Origin of the sequence: Streptomyces sp. UG1, from assembly GCF_049974585.1 — a bacterium.
Classification (GTDB): domain Bacteria; phylum Actinomycetota; class Actinomycetes; order Streptomycetales; family Streptomycetaceae; genus Streptomyces.
Genome location: NZ_JBNGGG010000003.1, coordinates 84,742 through 103,821 on the forward strand (window position 1 = coordinate 84,742; position 19,080 = coordinate 103,821).

Below are 19,080 nucleotides of genomic sequence, written 5' to 3' on the forward strand. Positions count from 1 at the left end.
ACAAACGGTCGGGGGCTCGAAGAAGCCGTCCACGTGCGGGCAGAAACGATCTGTCACATGAGCGCGTCGCGCGGGAACACTGAACAGTAGGTGGAAGGGCCTGGAACCAGCATCTATGATCGGCACACTTTCCTGACAACTTCCTGCACGGACACGGCCCGGCGCCGACCGCGACCCGGCCGGCCATTCCGATGAGACCCATCCGAAGATCGAGTGCACTGCGGGAGCGAGCGGTGAGCGGAACGTCCGAAGGGCCGACGCCCGCGGCAGACCTCATCGGGCCGGCCGTCACAGACAGTAGCGCGCAGCCATCGCCCGGTACCGGGGCGCCGCCGTACTCCTCCGCGTTCTCCGCCGCGCCGCTGGCGATGGCCGTGGTCGACCGCGAGGGCCTGGTGGCGGGCGCCAATCCGACCTTCGCCGATCTGCTGGGCACGGCGCCCGCGGAGCTGACCGGCTGCGTCGCCGCCGATCTGGTGGACCTGGCCTCCGACGCTCGCGCCTGGCACACGTACCGCGAGGTGCTGCGCGGCCGCCAGGCCGAACTGCGGTGCACCCGACGGCTGAAGCACCCGGAGGGCCACTCCCTGTGGGTCCAGGTCACGGTCGCGCCGCTGCCCGGCGAGGCGTCCGGCGGCGTCCTGCTCTCCCTCGCCGACATCAGCGCCCACCGCGAACTCCAGGACCAGCTACGGCACTTGCGGATGCACGACCCGGTGACCCGGCTGCCCAACCGCACGCTGTTCTTCGAGAAGCTGTCGGCGGCGCTGGAGGTGGAGTCGTATGACGAGAGCGGCACCACCGGCCGAATCGGCCTGTGCTACCTGGACCTTGACGGCTTCAAGGCGATCAACGACACCCTCGGCAACCGGGTCGGCGACAAGCTCCTCGCCGCGGTCGCCGAGCGGCTCACGCACTGCGCCGAACAGGCGGGGCAGACCCGCTCGATCCCGCCGCTGGTGGCCCGGCTCGGCGGTGACGAGTTCGCCCTGCTGGTCGAGGACTCCACGGGCACCGAGCAACTGGCCGATCTCGCCGAGTCGGTGCTCGAGGCGCTGCGGGCCCCCTTCGACCTGTCCGGCCGGCGCCTTTCGGTGTCGGCCTCGATCGGCGTCGTGGAGCGCCACGCGGCCGGCACCACCCCGACCGCCCTGATGCAGGCCGCCGACACCACGCTGTACTGGGCGAAGACCGACGGCAAGGACCGCTGGACGCTGTTCGACCCCGAGCGCAACGCCCATCTGATCACCCGTCAGGCCCTCGCCGCCACGCTCCGTCCGGCCATCGACCGCGGTGAGTTCGCCCTGGAGTACCAGCCGTTGGTGGGCATGGAGGACGGCCGGCTGCGCGGGGTGGAGGCGCTGGTGCGCTGGAATCATCCTCAGTTCGGCGTACTGGCGCCGAATCGGTTCATCGGACTGGCCGAGGAGGACGGCTCGATCGTGCCGCTCGGCCGCTGGATCCTGGCGACCGCCTGCCATCAGGCGCGCGCCTGGCAGATCGCACACCCCGAAGAGCCCCCGATCTTCGTGAGCGTGAATGTCGCCGTGCGCCAGGTCTGGGACTCCGACCTGGTGGCGGACGTGGCCCGGATCCTCGACGAGACCGAACTCGCCCCGCATCTGCTCCAGTTGGAGCTGACCGAGTCCGCGGTGATGGGCTCGTCGGGCCGGCCGCTGCAGGACCTGCAGGCGCTCAGCGAGATGGGCGTCCGCATCGCCATCGACGACTTCGGCACGGGCTACTCGAACCTGGCGTATCTGAGCCGGCTGCCGGTGTCGGTGCTGAAGCTGGACGGCTCGTTCGTACGGGGCTTCCAGTACGAGAGCGACAACAGCGCCGCGGCGGCGCCGAACCCGGCCGACGAGGTCGTGGTCGAGGCGATGATCCAGCTCGCCCACAAGCTGGGCCTGACGGTCACCGCGGAGTGCGTGGAGACGCTGGCGCAGGCCTCGCGGCTGCGCCGGATCGGGTGCGACACCGGCCAGGGGTGGCTGTACTCGCGGCCGGTGTCGCCGGATCGTATCTCCGAGCTGCTGGGCGTACGGGTCTGAGCCGTACGGTCACCGTGCGGTCAGGCGGTGGGCAACCCGTAGGCGTCGGCGATGAGTTGGTAGGAGCGCAGGCGTACGTCCATGCCGGGCGCGTTGCCCGTGATCATCAACTCGTCGGCGCCGGTGCGCTTCTGGAGGTCGTCGAGGCCGGCGCGGACCTCGTCCGGGGTGCCGTGGACGACGTTGGCGTTCCAGGAGTCGGCGAACTCGCGCTCCATCGGGGTGAATTCGTAGGCCTCGGCCTCTTCGGGCGTCGGAATGAGTCCGGGGCGGCCGGTGCGCAGCCGGATCATGCTGAGCGCGGCCGCCTTGATCTGACGGCGGGCCTCCCGCTCCTCGTCGGTGGCGAGGGCGGAGACGCCGATGAGGGCGTAGGGCCGGTCGAGGACGGCGGACGGCTGGAAGGACTCCCGGTACAGGTCCAGGGCCGGGATGGTGTTGCGCGCCGAGAAGTGGTGCGCGAAGGCGAACGGCAGGCCCAGGACGGCGGCGAGACGGGCGCTGAAGCCGGAGGAGCCGAGCAGCCAGATCGGCGGCCGGTGCGGGGACTGGACGCCGCCGGGCGAGGTCGCCTGGACGGGGCCGGGGACGGCGTGGATACGGCGGTAGGGGTGGCCGTCCGGGAAGTCGTCGTCGAGGAAGCGGGTGAGCTCGGCGAGCTGCTCGGGGAAGTCGTCGGCGCCCTCGCCCAGGTGGTCGGTGCGGCGCAGGGCCGCTGCCGTGGCGCCGTCGGTGCCGGGGGCGCGGCCCAGGCCCAGGTCGATACGGCCCGGGGCCATCGCCTCCAGGGTGCCGAACTGCTCCGCGATGACCAGCGGGGCGTGGTTGGGGAGCATCACGCCGCCGGAGCCCAGGCGGATGCGGTCGGTGTGGGCGGCGAGGTGGGCGAGGATCACGGCCGGGGACGAGGAGGCGACGCCGGGCATCGAGTGGTGCTCGGCGACCCAGTGGCGATGGAAGCCCCGGGACTCCGCGAGACGCGCCAGTTCGACGCTGGTGCGCAGGGCGTCGGTGGCGGTGTGGCCCGCGCTGACCGTGACCAGGTCCAGCACGGAGAGGGGGACGGGGGCGCTGCCCTGTGCCTCGCCTCGGATCTCGTCTGCCGCCACGGGTGCCTCCTGATGCATACGGGTGCGGTCCGGCGTGACTAACAGGAGATCCCCTCCGCTTATTCCCGAAGCCGCCCCCACACACCCGCGCTCTTCACACCGCGCGCTTACACCTGCACGATCGGCTCCCGGCTGAACAGCGCCCCCAGCTCCGGCGCGTTCACCCGGCGGTCCGTCAGGCGCAGGGCCTCCCATACGGAGACCTGGTTCGCGGTGAGGACCGGCTTGCCCAGCTCGCGTTCCAGGGCCGGGATGTGGGCGGCCGTGTGCAGGGCCGTGTCCGGCAGCAGGACCGCCTGGGCGTCCGCCGTGTCCGCCTCCTTGGCCAGCGCGAACACCTCGGCCTCGCCCCAGGTCCCGACCTCGGCCGCCGTGATGATCCCGGAGCCGCGCACCGACAGCACCTGAGCGCCCCCGGCCGTGAGGAACTCCGCGAAGAGCGCGGCCACGTCGTCGGGGTACGTCGCACCGATCGCCAGCCGCCGCACCTCCATCTCGCGTACGGCGTGCATGAAGGCGAAGGACGTCGACGAGGCCGGCATGCCCGCCGCGACGGCGAGGGTGCGCACCTGCTCGTGGGCGCCGTCCCAGCCGTAGACGAAGCTGCCGCTGGTGCACGCCCACACCACCGCCTCGGCGCCCGAGAGCCGCAGCGCCTCCACGCCCGCCGCGAGCCGGTCCGCGGAGCCCATCCGCAGCAGCGCGTCCACCCGGTGCGCGTCCTCCCCGATGTCGGTGTGCACCAGGTCGATCCGGATGTCGCCGCCGAGGAGCTGCTCGATGCGCGGATAGTCGTCCTCGGCGGAATGGCCCGGGTAGAGAAATCCGAGTGCGGTCATGTCACCCTTTCTACTGCTGTTCCTGCTCGGGAACATCCGGCACGTCCGGGAGCACGGGCTGCACGGGCCCGCCCCGCGCCGTCCGGCCGATCCGCGCCGCGGGGTCGATCAGCGCCTGATAGGACCCCACCGCGCAAGTACCCACCCTGCGCAGCGCGGCCCACATCGTCACCTGGTTGGCCGAAAGGACCGGGATGCGCAGCTCCGCCTCGAGCTGGGGGATCACGTCGTAGGTCGGCAGGTTGGTGCAACTGATGAACAGGACGTCGGCGCCACGGCGCACGGCCCGGCGCGCCATGTCGGCCACATCGCGGTAGGGCACCTTCCAGATGTGCCGGGTGAGCCCCATGTACGCACACCCGGTGACCACGGCCCCCGCCTCGGCCACGTACTCCTCCAGGGCCCGGGTCACCGACACGGTGTACGGCGTCACCAGCGCCACCCGCCGTACGCCGAGCTCGGCGAGCGCCTCGAGGAGCGCGCCCGAGGTGGTGACGGACGGCACCGCGCCCGCCTGTGTCATCGCCTCGCACATCGCCCGCTCGCCCGCGATGCCGCCGACGAAACTGCCGGAGGTGCAGGCGTAGGCGACGACCTCGGGCGAGATCGCGGTCAGGGTGCGGACGCCCTCGCTCAGCGTCTCGTGCTCGCTCACCAGACGAGCCAGATCCAGGCTGACCTCGACCGGGACGAACGGCGTCCGGGTCAGGTGCAGCGAGACCTCGTCCGGGACCCAGCGCCACAGCTCACGGTCCAGCGCGAAGTCGAACGGGGCGACCACTCCGACACCGCGCTGCGGGCGAGGGCCGCCGAGGAAGGAGATGTCCATGGTTTCCATGGCGGGCACCGCCCTCACTACGAGAAAGGGGTGAGCACGGCCGTACACAACGCCCGTGTTGACGAAGGTAGGTTCGGGTGCGAGCGTGGTCAAACCTCGCATGTCAGACGACCGTTTCCTTCAAGTAAAACTCCGAGAAACGGCGCCCGCATATCCCCGCAAGCACCGGCAAAGCGCCCCCTCACACCCCGGAGAAGCGACCCCGAATGACATCGTCCGCCCCCGGCCCGTCCCCCGCTGCCGGCCCGCCGCCGACGCTCCTCGTCCTCGACGCCGACCCCCTGCCCCGCCTCGGCCGCCTCACCGGCCGCGCCAAGATCGAGCACGCGGACGAGTCGACCCTCGCCGAGCGGCTGCCGCACGCCGATGTGCTGCTGGTCTGGGACTTCACCTCGCACGCGGTACGCCACGCCTGGCCCGGCGAGGGCCCCCGGCCGCGCTGGGTGCACACGGCGAGCGCGGGCGTGGACCATCTGATGTGCCCGGAGCTGACCGAGTCCGACACGGTGGTCACCAACGCGCGCGGGATCTTCGACCAGCCGATCGGCGAGTACGTCGCCGCGCTGGTGCTGGCGATGGCGAAGGACCTGCCGACGACCCTGGACCTGCAGCGCGCCCGCCAGTGGCGGCACCGCGAGGGGCAGCGGGTCGCGGGCACGCGCGCGTGCGTCGTCGGGTCCGGGCCCATCGGCCGTACGATCGCCCGCACGCTCAAGGCCCTCGACATCACCACCGCGCTGGTCGGCCGGGTGCCGCGCACCGGCATCCACGGCCCCGACGACCTCGACCGCCTGATGGCGCGGGCCGACTGGGTGATCGCGGCGGCGCCGCTCACCGAGCAGACGCACGGCATGTTCGACTCCCGCCGCTTCGGCATGATGCAGCCCTCCGCCCGGTTCATCAACGTCGGGCGTGGGCAGCTCGTGGTGGAGGAGGCGCTGGCCGAGGCGCTGACCAAGCGGTGGATCGCGGGAGCGGCGCTCGATGTCTTCGAGCACGAGCCGCTCGGTCCGGACAGCCCGCTGTGGGAGCTGCCGGGACTGATCGTCTCGCCGCACATGAGCGGGGACACCGTCGGCTGGCGGGATGAACTCGGACTCCAGTTCGTGGAGTTGTACGAGCGGTGGGAGGCGGGCAGACCGCTGCTGAACGTGGTCGACAAACAGCGCGGGTACGTACCCGGACGCTGAGGTCTACGGCTGGAGGGCGACGCATGACGGATCTCACCGAACTGACCGCCGTACAACTCCTCGACGGCTACCGGAAAGGGGAGTTCAGCCCCGTCGACGCCACCCGTGCCGCCCTGGAGCGGGCCGAGCGGATCCAGCCGGAGGTCAACGCCTTCGTACGCCTGACCGCCGACGAGGCCCTGGCGCGGGCCGCCGAGTCGGCCGAGCGCTGGCGGCGCGGCGCCCCGGCCGGACTGCTCGACGGGGTGCCGGTCACCGTGAAGGACATCCTGCTGATGCGCGGCGCCCCGACGCTGAAGGGCTCGAAGACCATCTCCGCCGAGGGCCGCTGGGACGAGGACGCCCCCTCCGTGGCCCGGCTGCGCGAGCACGGCGCCGTTTTCCTCGGCAAGACGACCACCCCCGAGTTCGGCTGGAAGGGCGTCACCGACTCGCCGCTGTCCGGCGTCACCCGCAACCCCGTCGACCCGACCCGCACCGCCGGCGGCTCCAGCGGCGGCGCGGGGGCGGCCGTGGCGCTCGGCGCGGGCCCGCTCGCGCTGGGCACGGACGGCGGCGGCAGTGTCCGTATCCCGGCGGCCTTCTGCGGCGTCTTCGGCCTGAAACCGACGTACGGCCGGGTCCCGCTGTACCCGGCGAGCGCCTTCGGCACTCTGGCGCACGTCGGTCCGATGACCCGGGACGCGGCCGACGCGGCGCTGCTGCTGGACGTCATCGCCGCGCCCGACTCCCGCGACTGGTCGGCGCTCGCGTCGGCGCCGGGCTCCTTCGTCAGCGCCCTGTCCGGCGGGGTGCACGGTCTGCGGGTCGCCTACTCGCCGTCCTTCGGCGGCCAGGTGGCGGTGCGCCCGGCGGTCGCCTCGGCGGTGCGGCGGGCGGTGGAGCGGCTGGCGGGGCTGGGGGCGTACGTCGAGGAGACCGACCCCGACTTCACCGACCCGGTGGACGCCTTCCACACCCTGTGGTTCACCGGGGCGGCCCGGGTGACCCAGCATCTGGGGCCGCATCACAGGGAGCTGCTCGACCCCGGGCTGAAGGAGATCTGCGCGGCCGGGGCCCGGCGCTCGGCGCTGGACTATCTGGCCGCGGTGGACGTCCGTATGGAACTGGGCCGCCGTATGGGCCGTTTCCACGACTCCTACGACCTGCTGGTCACCCCGACCCTGCCGATCACGGCGTTCGAGGCGGGCGCCGAGGTCCCCAAGGCCTCCGGGCACCGCCGGTGGACCGGCTGGACGCCCTTCACCTACCCCTTCAACCTGACCCAGCAGCCGGCGGCGAGCGTCCCTGTCGGCACCGATGAGGACGGCCTGCCGGTGGGCCTGCAGATCGTGGCCGCCCGCCATCGCGACGATCTCGTGCTGCGGGCGGCTCACGCGCTCTACGAAGCGGGGGTCGCCGGGCTCACACCCTCCGGAAGCTGAGGGACTCGCCCTGGGCGCCCGATCGCCACAGGTCGTTGCAGCCCTCGGCCATCTCCCGCAGTCCCTCGACGACCTGGCCCCAGACGATGCCGGGCACCCAGCCCACGTCGCCGTTCAGCAGCAGGTTGTTGCGCTCGTAGAACAGGGCCAGGTCGACCAGGGTGGTGCCGGCGCGGACCTCGCGGTCGTAGCCGTAGGACTTGGTGCCCAGTTCCGTACCGGCGAAGGAGAAGTAGCAGAGATCTCCCGGGATCGGAGTGACCGTCGGATTCTCCAGCGGCGGCTCCGATTTCGCGAAGGGCGGGAAAAGGGCGTAGATCTCATTGCGGGCGTATTTGGCGTGGTACACGTCGCCGGACAGCGGCAGGGCGTCCCAGACGGCCGCACAGGTGAGCGGGGCGCGGTCGTCGAGGAGCTTCGCCGTGCACCGGATTCCGCGTTTGGGAAGAGAGACTTCGATGAACCGATCAGTCATGCATACCAGGGTGCATAGATCGCATGGTCTCGGGTAGCTGCGCCGCCATGGCTCCATCACTGGAACATGTCGAACATATTTCCGGACCCACACGCCGGTCGCTGCTCGCGGGGGTTGCGGCGCTCGGCGCACTGGGTGCCGCCGGCTGCTCCCGGGTGGCCACGGCGTCCACCGAGGACGGGGGTGACCTGCTCGAACGGCTCCGGGCGTCCGGGGTCGTACGACTCGGGATCGCGGGAGAGATCCCCTTCGGCTACATCGACAAGAACGGAGAGCTCACCGGTGAGGCGCCCGAGCTCGCGAAGGTCATCTTCAAGCGGCTCGGAGTGGACCGGGTGCAGCCCGTGCCCACCGAGTTCGGATCCCTCATTCCCGGACTGAACGCACAGCAATTCGACGTGGTAGCCGCCGGGATGTATGTGAACCCCGAACGCTGTGAGCAGGTGATCTTCTCCGACCCCGACTATCAGATGCTCGACGCGTTCATCGTGCGCAAGGGAAACCCGAAGGGACTGCACGACTACAAGGACATCGTCGAGAAGAAGGCCAAGTTCGCCACCGGGACCGGCTATGCCGAGATCGGATACGCCGTCGAGGCCGGGTACAAGGAGAGCGACATCCTCATCGTCCCGGACCAGGTGGCCGGGCTGAACGCCGTCGAGGCCGGGCGGGTCGATGTCTTCGCCGGTACCGCGCTCACCACCCGTGAAGTGGTGAAGAAGTCCGCCAAGGCCGAGGTCACCGAGCCGTTCCAGCCGATCGTGGAGGGCAAGCCGCACACCGACGGAGGAGCCTTCGCGTTCCGGCCGACCGAGACGAATCTGCGGGACGCCTTCAACGTCGAGCTGCACAAGCTCAAGGACAGCGGGGAGCTGCTCCGCATCCTCAAGCCGTTCGGCTTCACCGAGAGCGAGATGACGGATCTGACCGCGAAGGAGCTGTGCGGCGGATGACTTCCGGACTGTGGGAACTGGTACTCAAGGGCATCTGGGTCACGATCCAGTTGCTCGTCTTCAGCGCACTGCTGGCCGCGGCCGTCTCGTTCGTCGTCGGTGTCGCACGCACCCACCGGCTGTGGATCGTGCGCTTCCTCGCGGGCTTCTACACCGAGGTGTTCCGCGGGACCTCGGCCCTCGTCATGATCTTCTGGGTGTTCTTCGTGCTGCCCCTCGCCTTCGGCTGGCAGCTGGTGCCCCTGTGGGCCGGCACGCTGGCGCTCGGGCTGACCTACGGGGCGTACGGCTCGGAGATCGTGCGCGGCGCCCTGAACGCCGTCGATCCCGCGCAGCAGGAGGGCGGGATCGCGCTCAGCTTCACGCCCTGGCAGCGGCTCAGGCTGATCCTGCTGCCGCAGGCGGTGCCGGAGATGATTCCGCCCTTCTCCAACCTGCTGGTCGAGCTGCTCAAGGGCACCGCCCTGGTGTCGATCATGGGCATGGGCGACCTGGCCTTCAGCGGCCAACTGGTCCGGCTGGCGCTGCAGGAGAGCGCGGAGATCTACACCTACATCCTGCTGATCTACTTCGTGATCGCCTTCCTGCTCACCCGGGTGATGCGCGGACTGGAGAAGAAGCTCAAGGCGGGTGTCGGCAAGGCTCCGGAGCGCAAGAAGGTCGTGGCTGAACCGGTGGGCACCGGCGTCGGAGGTGGTGTCGCATGAACTGGGACTGGGGAGCGGTCGGCGACTTCATGCCGCACTTCTGGGACGGGCTGTGGGTCACCCTGCAGGCACTCGTCCTCGGCTCGCTGATCTCGTTCGCGCTCGGGCTGGTCTGGGCGCTGCTGATGCGCACCCCGACCCGCTGGGTGCGCTGGCCGGTCGGGGTGGTCACGGAGTTCGTACGTAACACCCCGCTGCTGGTGCAGCTGTTCTTCCTGTTCTACGTGCTGCCCGAGTGGGGCGTGACCTTCTCGGCGCTGACCACCGGTGTCGTCGGCATCGGCCTGCACTACTCGACGTACACGATGCAGGTCTACCGCGCCGGCATCGAGGGGGTGCCCGTCGGCCAGTGGGAGGCCGCGACGGCGCTGAACCTGCCGCTGCGCAAGACGTGGACGGCGGTGATCCTGCCGCAGGCGATCCGCCGGGTCGTGCCCGCGCTCGGCAACTACGTGATCGCGATGCTCAAGGACACGCCGATGCTGATGGCGATCACCGTGCTGGACATGCTGGGCGAGGCCCGGCTGTTCTCCCAGCAGACCTTCCGGTTCGTCGAGCCGGTGACGGTGATCGGCGTGGCGTTCATCCTCATCTCCTACCTGGCCTCCGTCCTTCTGCGAACCCTGGAGCGACGTCTTGTCCGCTGACACTCCCCTGATGAAAGACCCCGACGCCAATTCCAATCCGCCGGTGGACGGCCGCGAGCTGGTCCGGCTGGAGAACATCACCAAGCGTTTCGGCGACAACACGGTCCTGGACCACCTCGACCTCTCCGTCGACTCCGGAAAGCACGTCACCCTGATCGGCCCGTCCGGGTCGGGCAAGACCACGATCCTGCGGCTGCTGATGACCCTGACCAAGCCCGACGAGGGCACGATCACGGTCGCCGGGGAGAAGCTGTTCCCGGCCCCCGAGAAGCAGGTCCGCGAGGTCCGCAAGAAGATCGGGATGGTGTTCCAGCAGTTCAACCTGTTCCCGAACATGACCGTGCTGCGCAACCTCACCGAGGCGCCGGTCACCGTCCTCGGCCTGTCCAAGGACGAGGCGGAGGCGCGGGCGCGGGAGCTGCTGGAGCTGGTGGGGCTGACCGAGCACACCGACAAGCGCCCCACCCAGCTCTCCGGCGGCCAGCAGCAGCGCGTCGCGATCGCCCGGGCGCTGGCCATGCGGCCGCAGGTACTCCTCCTCGACGAGGTGACCTCCGCGCTGGACCCGGAACTGGTCGCGGGCGTCCTCGACCTGCTGCGGGACATCGCGCGCTCCACCGACATCACGATGCTCTGCGTGACTCACGAGATGAATTTCGCCCGGGACATCTCGGACCAGGTCCTGATGTTCGACTCCGGCCGGGTCATCGAGACCGGCACCCCGGAGAAGATCTTCAACGACCCCGAGAACGACCGGACCCGGGAGTTCCTCAGCGCTGTGCTGTGACGACGCGCTGCGGCGCCCGACTCTGGCATATGCCCTTGTCAGGCGCCGCAGATGAGGGCCTCGCATTCTCGTCAACAAGCGCTCACTACAAGCCTCTTGCCCGTTATCGTGGAAGCGATTGGCTGACTGGAATCCGGCCCACCGTAGCGACCGCAGGGGGAAACACCGTGGCGCTGAAGCACGAGCCGACCGCGCCGTACCACTCGGCCCAGGACGCCCTGCGCGTCCTGGAGACCGTGGTGCGGCACACCACCGGAGTCACCGACACCGAACTCGCCCGGCACACCCGCATCGGCATGGAGCGCCTGACCAGCCTCCTGCGGATGCTGCGTCGCGAGGGCTACGTCGAGCAGATCGCCGACGGGGCGTACGTCACCGGCGACGCCCTGGCCCGCCTCGGCGCCGCCCAGGGCCGCGAGCAGGCCCTGCGGGACCATCTCCAGCGCACCCTGGACCGGCTGCGGGACTCGGTCGGCGCGGCCGTCTACGTCAGCCGGTACATCGACGGCGAGGTCCGGATCGACCAGTTCGCGGCCGGTCCGGCCACGCCCGTGGTCAACGAGTGGGTCGACTTCCGCTTCTCGGCCCACGCCACCGCGATCGGCAAGAGCCTGCTGGGGCAGCTCGACCACAACGGCCGGCGCGACCACCTCTCCCGGCACAAGATGGCCCGCCTCACCTCGCGCACGATCACCAGCGACCGGGTGCTGCTCTCCCGCCTGGAGTCCCAGCCGCCGACGGTCCCCCACCTCGACCTCCAGGAGTACGCGGTGGGCACGGTGTGCGCGGCCGTCCCGATCACGGCCGGCTCGTCGGTGGGCTGCCTGGCCCTGTCCCTGCCGGTGGAGCACGCGCACCGCCTGCGCCAGGCGGCGGACACCCTGAACCGGAACGCGGCGCCGGTGCTGCTCAGCCTCGCCATCTGACGGTGGCATCTGACGGTGGTCACAAGCACCCCCGCGGACCAGGTACTATTTTCTTCGTCGCCAGCCGCGAGACACACCGGATCGCGGTCGGCGGGAGTCATGCGCCGCTAGCTCAGTTGGTTAGAGCAGCTGACTCTTAATCAGCGGGTCCGGGGTTCGAGTCCCTGGCGGCGCACGGTGGAAGGGCCTCTCGTGGGAGCGGGAGGCCCTTCGACGTATGTCAGGAGATCCGCCTCGGTCAGTCTCCGGTACGTCCGTTCCCCGGGCGGCCGCCACCACACCGGATCGGCACACCGCAGCCCCTCCCCCCTCAGCCCTGCCCGATGGATCTTGTTCGTGGCGGTCACCGGCATCCGCTCCACCACCCGCACGAACCGGGGTGCCATCTTCGTCCCCAGATCCGGCTGGGTCAGCAGGAACCCGGCGAAGCCGTCCGGATCGAACTCCCCCGCGATGGTCGCCATGACCTGGTCCCCGGTCACCGGATCCGGCACCGCGTACACGGCGACGGCCGCCGCGCCCTCGTAGCGGGCGAGGATGTTCTCGATCATCGCGGCGGACAGGTTCTCGCCGTCGACCCGCAGCCGGTCGTCGCCGCGCCCGGCGAAGTACAGATAGCCCTCGGCGTCCCGGCAGAACAGGTCCCCCGTCCAGTACCAGCCCTCCCGCCGCCGCTCGGCCTCCGCGTCGGCGTTGCGCCAGTACCCCTCGAAGGGACTCGGCCCCTGATTGACCAGCTCCCCTATCGCCGCGTCCCCGTTGACCAGCCGCCCGCCCGCGTCGAACACGGCCGGCGGACACTCCGCGCAGGTCTCCGGATCGAGTACGACGAGCCCGGGCGCCGCCCGCCCCACGGCCCCCGGCGGCGTCCCCGGCGACCACTGCACGGCGGCCCCGCCCTCGGAGGAGCCGTATCCCTCCACCAGCCGCACCCCGAACCGCCGCTCGAAGGCGGCGGCGTCCACGGCGCCCGCCTCGGTGCCGAAGCCGAGCCGCAGCGGATTGTCCCGGTCGTCGGGGCGCGGCTCGGTGGCGAGGAGGTACTGGATCGCCCGGCCGACGTAGGTGAAGTACGTCGCCCCGTAGCGCCGTACGTCCGTCAGGAACCCCGACGCCGAGAACCGCCGCCGCAGCGCCACGCCCGCGCCGGCCGCGAGGGCGGGGGCCCAGTCGGCGATCACCGCGTTGCCGTGGAACATCGGCATGCAGATGTAGTGCACGTCGTCGGGGCGGACACCGAACTGGCCGGCCAGCGAGTGCCCGGCGGCGGCCAGCCGGCCCTGGGTGCAGATCGCGGCCTTGGGGGCGCCGGTCGAGCCGGAGGTGAAGTACAGCAGGAGCCGGTCGCGCGGGGTGGCGCGGGACGGGTCGGGGCGGGCGTCGGCGTAGGGCGCGAGGAGGGCGTCGTAGTCCGCCGAGTCGGTTGTCAGCAGGCGTACGCCGGGCAGTTCCAGGCCGTCGAGGAGCGGCAGCTGGGCCCGCTCGGTGATCAGGACCCGGCACTCGGTGTGCAGGATGTCGCGGGCCAGTTCGGGGCCCCGGCGGGTGGGGTTGATCCCGGCGACGGCGGCTCCCGCGAGGGCGGCCGCGCCGAGCCACATCGGGTACTCGGGGGTGTTGTCGAGGAGGACGCCGATGTGCGGCTCGGCGCCGGGTGGCAGCAGGTCGGCCAGCAGCGCCGCCCGGGCGGCGGCACCGGCGGCCACCTCGTGCGCGGTGAGCGCCTTCCCCTCGAACCACAGCCCCGGGCGGTGGTCGCCCCACCGGGCTGCCACGAGCTCCGCGACCGTGCGTGCCGTAGTGGACTCCATGGCGGCGCACGGTAGTTGATGGGCCGTCAGAAGAGGAGGGTCACGGAGTCATAAGGTCACCGGGGGTCATCGTGACGCCGTCGATGACGACGGTGTCCACAGTGGCGCCGGGGTCCTCGTCGAAGCCGAACCCGAACCCGAAGGCGTCGGACACCTGATGGAACGTGACCATGAAGCCGACGCAGAACACCGCGATCACCCCGAGGAACGTCAGGATGCCGACGGCGCCCGCCGCCAGCTTGGCGCGGCGCGGGGCCTTGGCCGTGGCGACCACGTCGCGGCCCTCGGCGTAGTAGACGGTGACGATGTCGCCCTCGAGCGTCGTCGCCGGGCCGTCCTCCTCCTCGAAGCGGACGACGCGGCCGTCGCGTGCGGTGAACTCGTACACGTGGTGCAGCGTGGTGCTCACGGACATGTCGCCGCTGCCACCATGGGTCGTGGTGTACATGCGCAGACAGCGCGCCTCGGCCGTCAGCCCGCTGTTCCAGGCGCTGCGGATCTGCAACGAACGGCGCACCACGCGGTACGCGCCGTACAGGACGACGGCCAGGATGAGGCCGGGCACGAGGTGGAAGAGGTAGAAGAAGAGGTCGTCCATGGCGCTTCCCCCGAGGTCAGGTACTGCTGGTCGTGGGGGAACCTACCCCCGGGGGAAGCACGCCTGTCTCAAGTAACGCTCAGAGATCCGCAGCCGGATCAGAACGTGACGTCCGAGCACGCGTAGAACGCGTTACCCGTGTCCGCGATCGTCCACACCGCGAGGATCACGTGGTGGCCGCTCAGCCCGGACGGCAGGGTGCCGCTGTGGGAGAGCGTGGCCGGGGGCCGCTGCCCGTTGTACGGGACCGTGAAGAACGGCGTGAGGTTGAGGTCGGAGCGGGCCAGGTTGTGGTTCTGGTTCCAGCCCGGCTTGGTGACGTAGTACTTGAAGTCGGTCGTGGCGTGCATGGCGGTGAACTGCCAGCGGAAGGTGTAGCTCTGACCGCCCGTCACCTTGGTGGTGGGCCAGGCGCCGCCGGAGGGCGTGCGCGGTGCGCTGAGCTGGCTGAACTGGCCGAGCCCGGCGTTGCATATCTGCCCGTCGGCCGGGCCGGAGCCGGGGAAGCCCTTGGGGCCCTCGACGCTCTGCGGCTCCCACTGGATGGGGCCGCAGTTGGTCACGGTGCCGTTCTGGCAGAGCTTCTGCCTGCTGATGGGGAGGTCGGTGTAGCCGTGGCCGCTCGCGCCGCCGGAGGAGAGCACGAGGGCTCCGGCCGTGGTCAGGCCGAGCGCGGCGGCGTACCACTTGGTCTTTCTGCGCATGCTGCTGCTCCTGGGAACGTGGGGGAAGTTCGGTGAGCTTGAGTGAGCTTGCAGGTCTAGACCAAGTCCCAGATTATTGCTGACGATTGAACATGTCCATACCAATCACGCCCAATCACGAACCCTGTTCACCGCGCCCCGAGCAGAACGCCACCGTCAAGTCCTTCACCAGCGCCTTGCGTTCGTAGTCGTCGAGGTCGACCAGGCCCCGTATGGTCAGCCGGGTCACCGTGTCCTCCACCGAGTCGACGACCGAGGTGACCAGGGTGGCCCGGTCCTGCGCGTCCAGCGCGGCGATCCGGCGGCGGTGCATGGCGGCGGCGACCTCGGGGGCGTACTCCACCCGCACCGGCCGCACCGAGAACACCTCGAGACCGACGACCCCCGCGTCCCGCACCACCAACCGGGTCAGCGTGTCCGCGGCCACCTCGGCCGACCCCCGCGCGGCGCCCGGCATCTCCACCGGCACCCGGGCCAGCGCCGCCTCGACGCACTCGCGCAGATACGTCTCGTGGTCCTCCACCCCGAGCGTCGCCCGCGCGGTGTCCTTCACCCGCCACACCACCAGGACGACGGCCCGCAGCGCGACCCCGTTGCCGTCGGCCGCCGGCATCGGCTCGCTGCGCCAGTGCCGCAGCCGTACGTCGACCCGGCGGCGCAGCAGCAGCGGGTTGACCCACATCAGACCGGTGCGCCGGACCGTGCCCCGGTAACGCCCGAACAGCCCCAGCACCCAGGCCCCTCCGGTCCGCCCGCGCGCCAGCCCGCCCAGGCCGAACAGCCCCAGGGCCACGGCCCCCGCGTACGCCGCCCACTGCGCCGGGCCCAGCCCCGCCCCCGCGGTCGCCGGCAGCCCCAGCGCGTGCACCGTCGGCGGCGGCAGCACCCCGGCCCACCACGAGGTGGCCAGGCAGCCGGCCGCCCCGCAGGCACCGGCGAGCACCCCCGCCGCCCCGGGCAGCACCCGCGCGGGCTGTTCCACCAGTTCGGGGTCGACCTGTGGCTCGGGACGCGGCTTGGGCTGCGACGGGCGGCGCAGCCTCGGCTGCTCCCCCGTGCCCTGCCGGCGCGCCACGACCGTCGGCCTGAGCGGCACCGACACCGGGCCCGCCTCGTCGCGGAACAGCAGATGGACGGGGATCTCGGTGGTCGCCTCGTTCTGGATCAGCCGCGCGGGCCGGCCGGGCCCCTCGGCCGACCCCGCGAGCCCCTCGGGCTCGGGCGTGTGAGAAGTGGTCGTGGTCATGGGTGCTCCAGCCTCCGCGCCAGATGCGTCACAACGGTGGTCGCCGGGATGGGGGATGGACCAGGGTGCCGGGTCCGCCGGGACGTCGGGTCACGAGAAGAGCCGCCGCCAGGTCTCCGGCCCCGGGTAGCCGTCCGCCGCGCCGCCGCGCCAGCCCTGGGTGCGCTGGAAGTCCTGGACGGCACGCCGGTCCGCCTCGCTCCAGCGCGGGCCCGGCCCGGTCCTGTAGTGCTTTTCGAACCCCTTCTTCACCAACTGCTCGCCGAGCCGGGTGACGTACTCGTTGTCGGCCCCGGGCCGGAACATCGCCCGCCCCGGATAGCCGGCCACCCCGTGCGACGCCGGCTGCCCGGACGAAGCCGCCCCGCCCGCCCCGGCAGCCCGGCCGTCCCCGCCCGCCCCGGCCGAGATGTCCTTGCCCTTGCCCGCCACCAGCAGCGCCCACGTCCGAGGCCCCGGCAGCCCGTCGGCGTCCTGGCCCCGCCAGCCCTGCGCGAGCTGGAAGGCCTGGGTGGCCCTGCGGTCCGCGTCCGACCAGCGCGGGCCCGGGCCGGAGGTGTAGTACCGGCCGGCCCCGCGCTCGACGAGCATGCGGCCCAGGCGGGTGACGTCCTTGTTGTTGGCCCCGGGCCCGAAATGCGCCCGTCCGGGGTAGGCGTCCGGCTGCTTCGGCCCGGCGGGGGGCTTGGCATTGTCGGCCTTCCCACCCTCCGACTTCCCGCCGTCGGACTTCCCACCATCCGACTCCCCACCCTCCGACTTCCCGCCACCCTGCTCCCCGCCGCCCTGCTCCCCGCCGCCCGGATCCTTCCCCGTCGTGCCGCCCGTGAGCCCCTTGTAGCGGTAGGCGACATAGCGGTCGGAGTTCTGCCAGTAGGCGTACGGGGTGGCCTGCCGGCGGGCGTGCGGGGGAGCCTCCTCGTAGGCGATGTAGTAGGTGTGCGTGTGGTCCGTCCAGCCGCCGAAAATGACGACGTGCGAGCCTTTCTGGGGGTCCGCCGGATTGTGGAACAGCAGAATGTCGCCGGGTTGCAGATCTTCCTTGGAGATTCGCACGCCGTACTGGCCGAGGCTGCCCGTCCATTCGTTTCCGGGCAGGCTCCAGGCCATCGAGACGAAGCCCGAGCAGTCCTGCCGGTATCCGTCCGACCAGTACTTGGACATGCTGTACGGCACCTTCGCGGTGACCCATTTCTTGGCTCGCTTGATGATCTCGGCACGGGTGATCGCGGGCGCCTTGAGCACACCGGACGGCTTGCTCGGCTTCCCGCCCGGACCGTGCAGCGGGGCCTTGCGGCCCTGGGGTGTGTTGGGCTCGTCACCTGCGGGAACGACCTGCCGGTCGGGGGCGTGGGGGGCGGCGAGGGCCGGGGCGGTGTGCCCTACGACGACGGTGGTGGAGGCGGCTGCGGCGAGAATCAGCGCCCGGTGGGCGGCGGGGTGGCGGCCGGCCCGGGAATGCGGCAGGACGCGTTGCCAGTGAACGCATCCGGGGCAGTCGCAGTCGCTCACCGGATCGAATTCCTCGAATACCGGAGCCCGAGCCTCCATGCGATTCCCCTCACACTCCAGTTGGAAATGTCCGCGGCTGTACACACCGTCAGTTTGTCAACTGTCTTCCGGACTCGCATGTTGACGGTCCGAATGGTTTACAAGGCCTCCGGCACCCCCGCGCCCCACCCCGGTGACGTGGTCAGGAGCACTCCCGGAGGTCATGTAGAGTCGACGACGTCAGCACGCGCCGCTAGCTCAGTTGGTTAGAGCAGCTGACTCTTAATCAGCGGGTCCGGGGTTCGAGTCCCTGGCGGCGCACGGGCAGGCAGCCCCTCGTGCACGCGAGGGGCTGTTCTCGTGTTTGGCCGGATACTCTCTGGCCATGGCAGCGCGTGACCTTCAGGAGCGGATCAAGAAGCTGATCATCGACCGCCGGCTGGCCTCCGGGGCCCCGCTGCCGACGGAGCCCGAGCTGATGGAGCATCTGGGTGCCAGCCGCAACTCCGTGCGTGAGGCGCTCAAGGGGTTGCAGGCCATGGGCATCGTGGAGATCCGGCACGGGTTCGGGACGTATGTCGGCGCGATGTCGCTGGCGCCGATGATCGAGGGCCTGGCCTTCCGCACGGTCGCCGGGCACTACCGGGGCGAGGACACCCTGCTGCAGCTCGTGCAGTTGCGCGAGGCCGTGGAGACCGGGCTGGTGTCACGGCTGGCGGGGCGGATACCGGACGCCGACCTCGTTGAACTGGATGCGCTCGTCGGCCGTATGGAAGAGCAGGCCGCGCGAGGCGGCGACGGCATCGCCGAGACCGACCGGGCGTTTCACGCCACTCTCTACCGAGGGCTGGACAACGCCCTCCTCGGTGAGGTGATGGAGGCGTTCTGGGACGCCTTTCACCGGGTTCACACCGACCTCGGGGGTGCCCCGCAGGATCCTCTGGTCACCTGCCGGCAGCACCGGGAGATCGTGGACGCGGTGCGCTCGGGCGACGCGATACGGGCGGAGGAGGCCATACGAGAGCACTTCGGCAACATCCGCGCCCGCGTGTCCACGACGGGTACACAACACCCCCACAGGTGCCACAATGAGCGCGTATGACCGGTAAACACCTCGTTTCGCATCTTGCGATCATGTGGAGCGACGGAGACCCTGGTGATTGGTTTTTCAAGATGCTGCGGATTCGCGGCAGTTGGGGGGCAAGGAGCCGGTTGCCGGTTTTCGCCGGGGCGTAGGGGGTCCCGCTCATGACCGCATGCCGAGGGGGGCATGATGCAACC

Annotated in this window: 18 protein-coding genes and 2 tRNA genes; 11 read left to right on the top strand and 9 right to left on the bottom strand. The window is 70.8% G+C overall.

The features are described from left to right. Positions 1–233 precede the first annotated feature (233 nt). Positions 234–2,054 carry a putative bifunctional diguanylate cyclase/phosphodiesterase gene (locus tag ACP4J3_RS04275; RefSeq protein ID WP_426530518.1) on the top strand — a complete coding sequence of 607 codons (1,821 nt, stop codon included), beginning with the start codon at positions 234–236 and terminating at the stop codon, positions 2,052–2,054. 20 nt (positions 2,055–2,074) lie between these two features. Here ACP4J3_RS04275 and ACP4J3_RS04280 read toward each other — a convergent pair whose 3' ends face one another. From ACP4J3_RS04280 to ACP4J3_RS04290, 3 genes are all read right to left on the bottom strand, one after another. Further along, positions 2,075–3,181, bottom strand: coding sequence for an LLM class flavin-dependent oxidoreductase (locus ACP4J3_RS04280; RefSeq protein ID WP_426530520.1), 1,107 nt, complete (start codon positions 3,179–3,181; stop codon positions 2,075–2,077). Positions 3,182–3,270: 89 nt separating this feature from the next. Further along, positions 3,271–4,002, bottom strand: coding sequence for a maleate cis-trans isomerase family protein (locus ACP4J3_RS04285; RefSeq protein ID WP_426530522.1), 732 nt, complete (start codon positions 4,000–4,002; stop codon positions 3,271–3,273). A gap of 10 nt (positions 4,003–4,012) precedes the next feature. Next, on the bottom strand, positions 4,013–4,831 hold the full coding sequence (locus tag ACP4J3_RS04290; RefSeq protein WP_426530915.1) for a maleate cis-trans isomerase family protein: 819 nt from the start codon (positions 4,829–4,831) through the stop codon (positions 4,013–4,015). A 215-nt stretch (positions 4,832–5,046) separates the two neighbouring features. Here ACP4J3_RS04290 and ACP4J3_RS04295 point away from each other — a divergent pair, with 215 nt between their 5' ends. Next, positions 5,047–6,030, top strand: a complete 984-nt coding sequence (locus ACP4J3_RS04295; protein WP_426530524.1) for a D-2-hydroxyacid dehydrogenase — start codon at positions 5,047–5,049, stop codon at positions 6,028–6,030. Positions 6,031–6,053: 23 nt separating this feature from the next. Further along, the gene (locus ACP4J3_RS04300) at positions 6,054–7,454 is read left to right on the top strand and encodes an amidase (RefSeq protein ID WP_426530526.1); all 1,401 of its coding nucleotides are present in this window, start codon (positions 6,054–6,056) and stop codon (positions 7,452–7,454) included. Here the strand turns inward: ACP4J3_RS04300 and ACP4J3_RS04305 are convergent. After that, positions 7,435–7,929, bottom strand: a complete 495-nt coding sequence (locus ACP4J3_RS04305) for a DUF3830 family protein (protein ID WP_426530528.1) — start codon at positions 7,927–7,929, stop codon at positions 7,435–7,437. The two genes, ACP4J3_RS04300 and ACP4J3_RS04305, sit on opposite strands and share 20 nt — an antisense overlap. A gap of 47 nt (positions 7,930–7,976) precedes the next feature. Here ACP4J3_RS04305 and ehuB point away from each other — a divergent pair, with 47 nt between their 5' ends. The 6 genes from ehuB to ACP4J3_RS04335 all read left to right on the top strand — a co-directional run bounded on the left by ehuB (position 7,977) and on the right by ACP4J3_RS04335 (position 12,124). Then, positions 7,977–8,882 carry an ectoine/hydroxyectoine ABC transporter substrate-binding protein EhuB gene (gene ehuB, locus ACP4J3_RS04310; RefSeq protein ID WP_426530530.1) on the top strand — a complete coding sequence of 302 codons (906 nt, stop codon included), beginning with the start codon at positions 7,977–7,979 and terminating at the stop codon, positions 8,880–8,882. Next, a complete protein-coding gene (gene ehuC / locus ACP4J3_RS04315; RefSeq protein ID WP_426530532.1) occupies positions 8,879–9,589 on the top strand; it encodes an ectoine/hydroxyectoine ABC transporter permease subunit EhuC in 711 nt (236 codons plus the stop codon). Before ehuB ends, ehuC begins: the two co-directional genes overlap by 4 nt. After that, on the top strand, positions 9,586–10,236 hold the full coding sequence (gene ehuD / locus ACP4J3_RS04320) for an ectoine/hydroxyectoine ABC transporter permease subunit EhuD (RefSeq protein WP_426530534.1): 651 nt from the start codon (positions 9,586–9,588) through the stop codon (positions 10,234–10,236). Before ehuC ends, ehuD begins: the two co-directional genes overlap by 4 nt. Before the next feature lie 10 nt (positions 10,237–10,246). Further along, positions 10,247–11,023: an amino acid ABC transporter ATP-binding protein gene (locus ACP4J3_RS04325; protein WP_426530536.1), complete on the top strand. Its 777-nt coding sequence runs from the start codon at positions 10,247–10,249 to the stop codon at positions 11,021–11,023. Positions 11,024–11,190: 167 nt separating this feature from the next. After that, the gene (locus tag ACP4J3_RS04330) at positions 11,191–11,949 is read left to right on the top strand and encodes an IclR family transcriptional regulator (protein ID WP_426530538.1); all 759 of its coding nucleotides are present in this window, start codon (positions 11,191–11,193) and stop codon (positions 11,947–11,949) included. 101 nt (positions 11,950–12,050) lie between these two features. After that, positions 12,051–12,124 (top strand) — tRNA-Lys (locus tag ACP4J3_RS04335). On the opposite strand, the gene ACP4J3_RS04340 is transcribed toward ACP4J3_RS04335, so the two are convergent. From ACP4J3_RS04340 to ACP4J3_RS04360, 5 genes are all read right to left on the bottom strand, one after another. Beyond that, complete coding sequence (locus ACP4J3_RS04340; protein ID WP_426530540.1) at positions 12,090–13,760, bottom strand: AMP-binding protein; 1,671 nt, start codon at positions 13,758–13,760, stop codon at positions 12,090–12,092. The genes ACP4J3_RS04335 and ACP4J3_RS04340 overlap by 35 nt on opposite strands. Positions 13,761–13,800: 40 nt before the next feature. After that, positions 13,801–14,358: a DUF3592 domain-containing protein gene (locus ACP4J3_RS04345; protein WP_426530542.1), complete on the bottom strand. Its 558-nt coding sequence runs from the start codon at positions 14,356–14,358 to the stop codon at positions 13,801–13,803. A gap of 98 nt (positions 14,359–14,456) precedes the next feature. Then, positions 14,457–15,062 carry a lytic polysaccharide monooxygenase auxiliary activity family 9 protein gene (locus tag ACP4J3_RS04350; protein WP_426530544.1) on the bottom strand — a complete coding sequence of 202 codons (606 nt, stop codon included), beginning with the start codon at positions 15,060–15,062 and terminating at the stop codon, positions 14,457–14,459. A gap of 115 nt (positions 15,063–15,177) precedes the next feature. Then, positions 15,178–16,308 carry an SPFH domain-containing protein gene (locus ACP4J3_RS04355; protein WP_426530546.1) on the bottom strand — a complete coding sequence of 377 codons (1,131 nt, stop codon included), beginning with the start codon at positions 16,306–16,308 and terminating at the stop codon, positions 15,178–15,180. Positions 16,309–16,398: 90 nt separating this feature from the next. Next, positions 16,399–17,859, bottom strand: a complete 1,461-nt coding sequence (locus ACP4J3_RS04360) for a peptidoglycan-binding protein (RefSeq protein ID WP_426530548.1) — start codon at positions 17,857–17,859, stop codon at positions 16,399–16,401. Between the two features lie 187 nt (positions 17,860–18,046). Between ACP4J3_RS04360 and ACP4J3_RS04365 the strand changes: the two genes are divergently transcribed. After that, positions 18,047–18,120: transfer RNA gene (locus ACP4J3_RS04365), tRNA-Lys, on the top strand. A 64-nt stretch (positions 18,121–18,184) separates the two neighbouring features. Continuing rightward, positions 18,185–18,901, top strand: coding sequence for a FadR/GntR family transcriptional regulator (locus ACP4J3_RS04370; RefSeq protein WP_426530550.1), 717 nt, complete (start codon positions 18,185–18,187; stop codon positions 18,899–18,901). Positions 18,902–19,080: the final 179 nt, after the last annotated feature.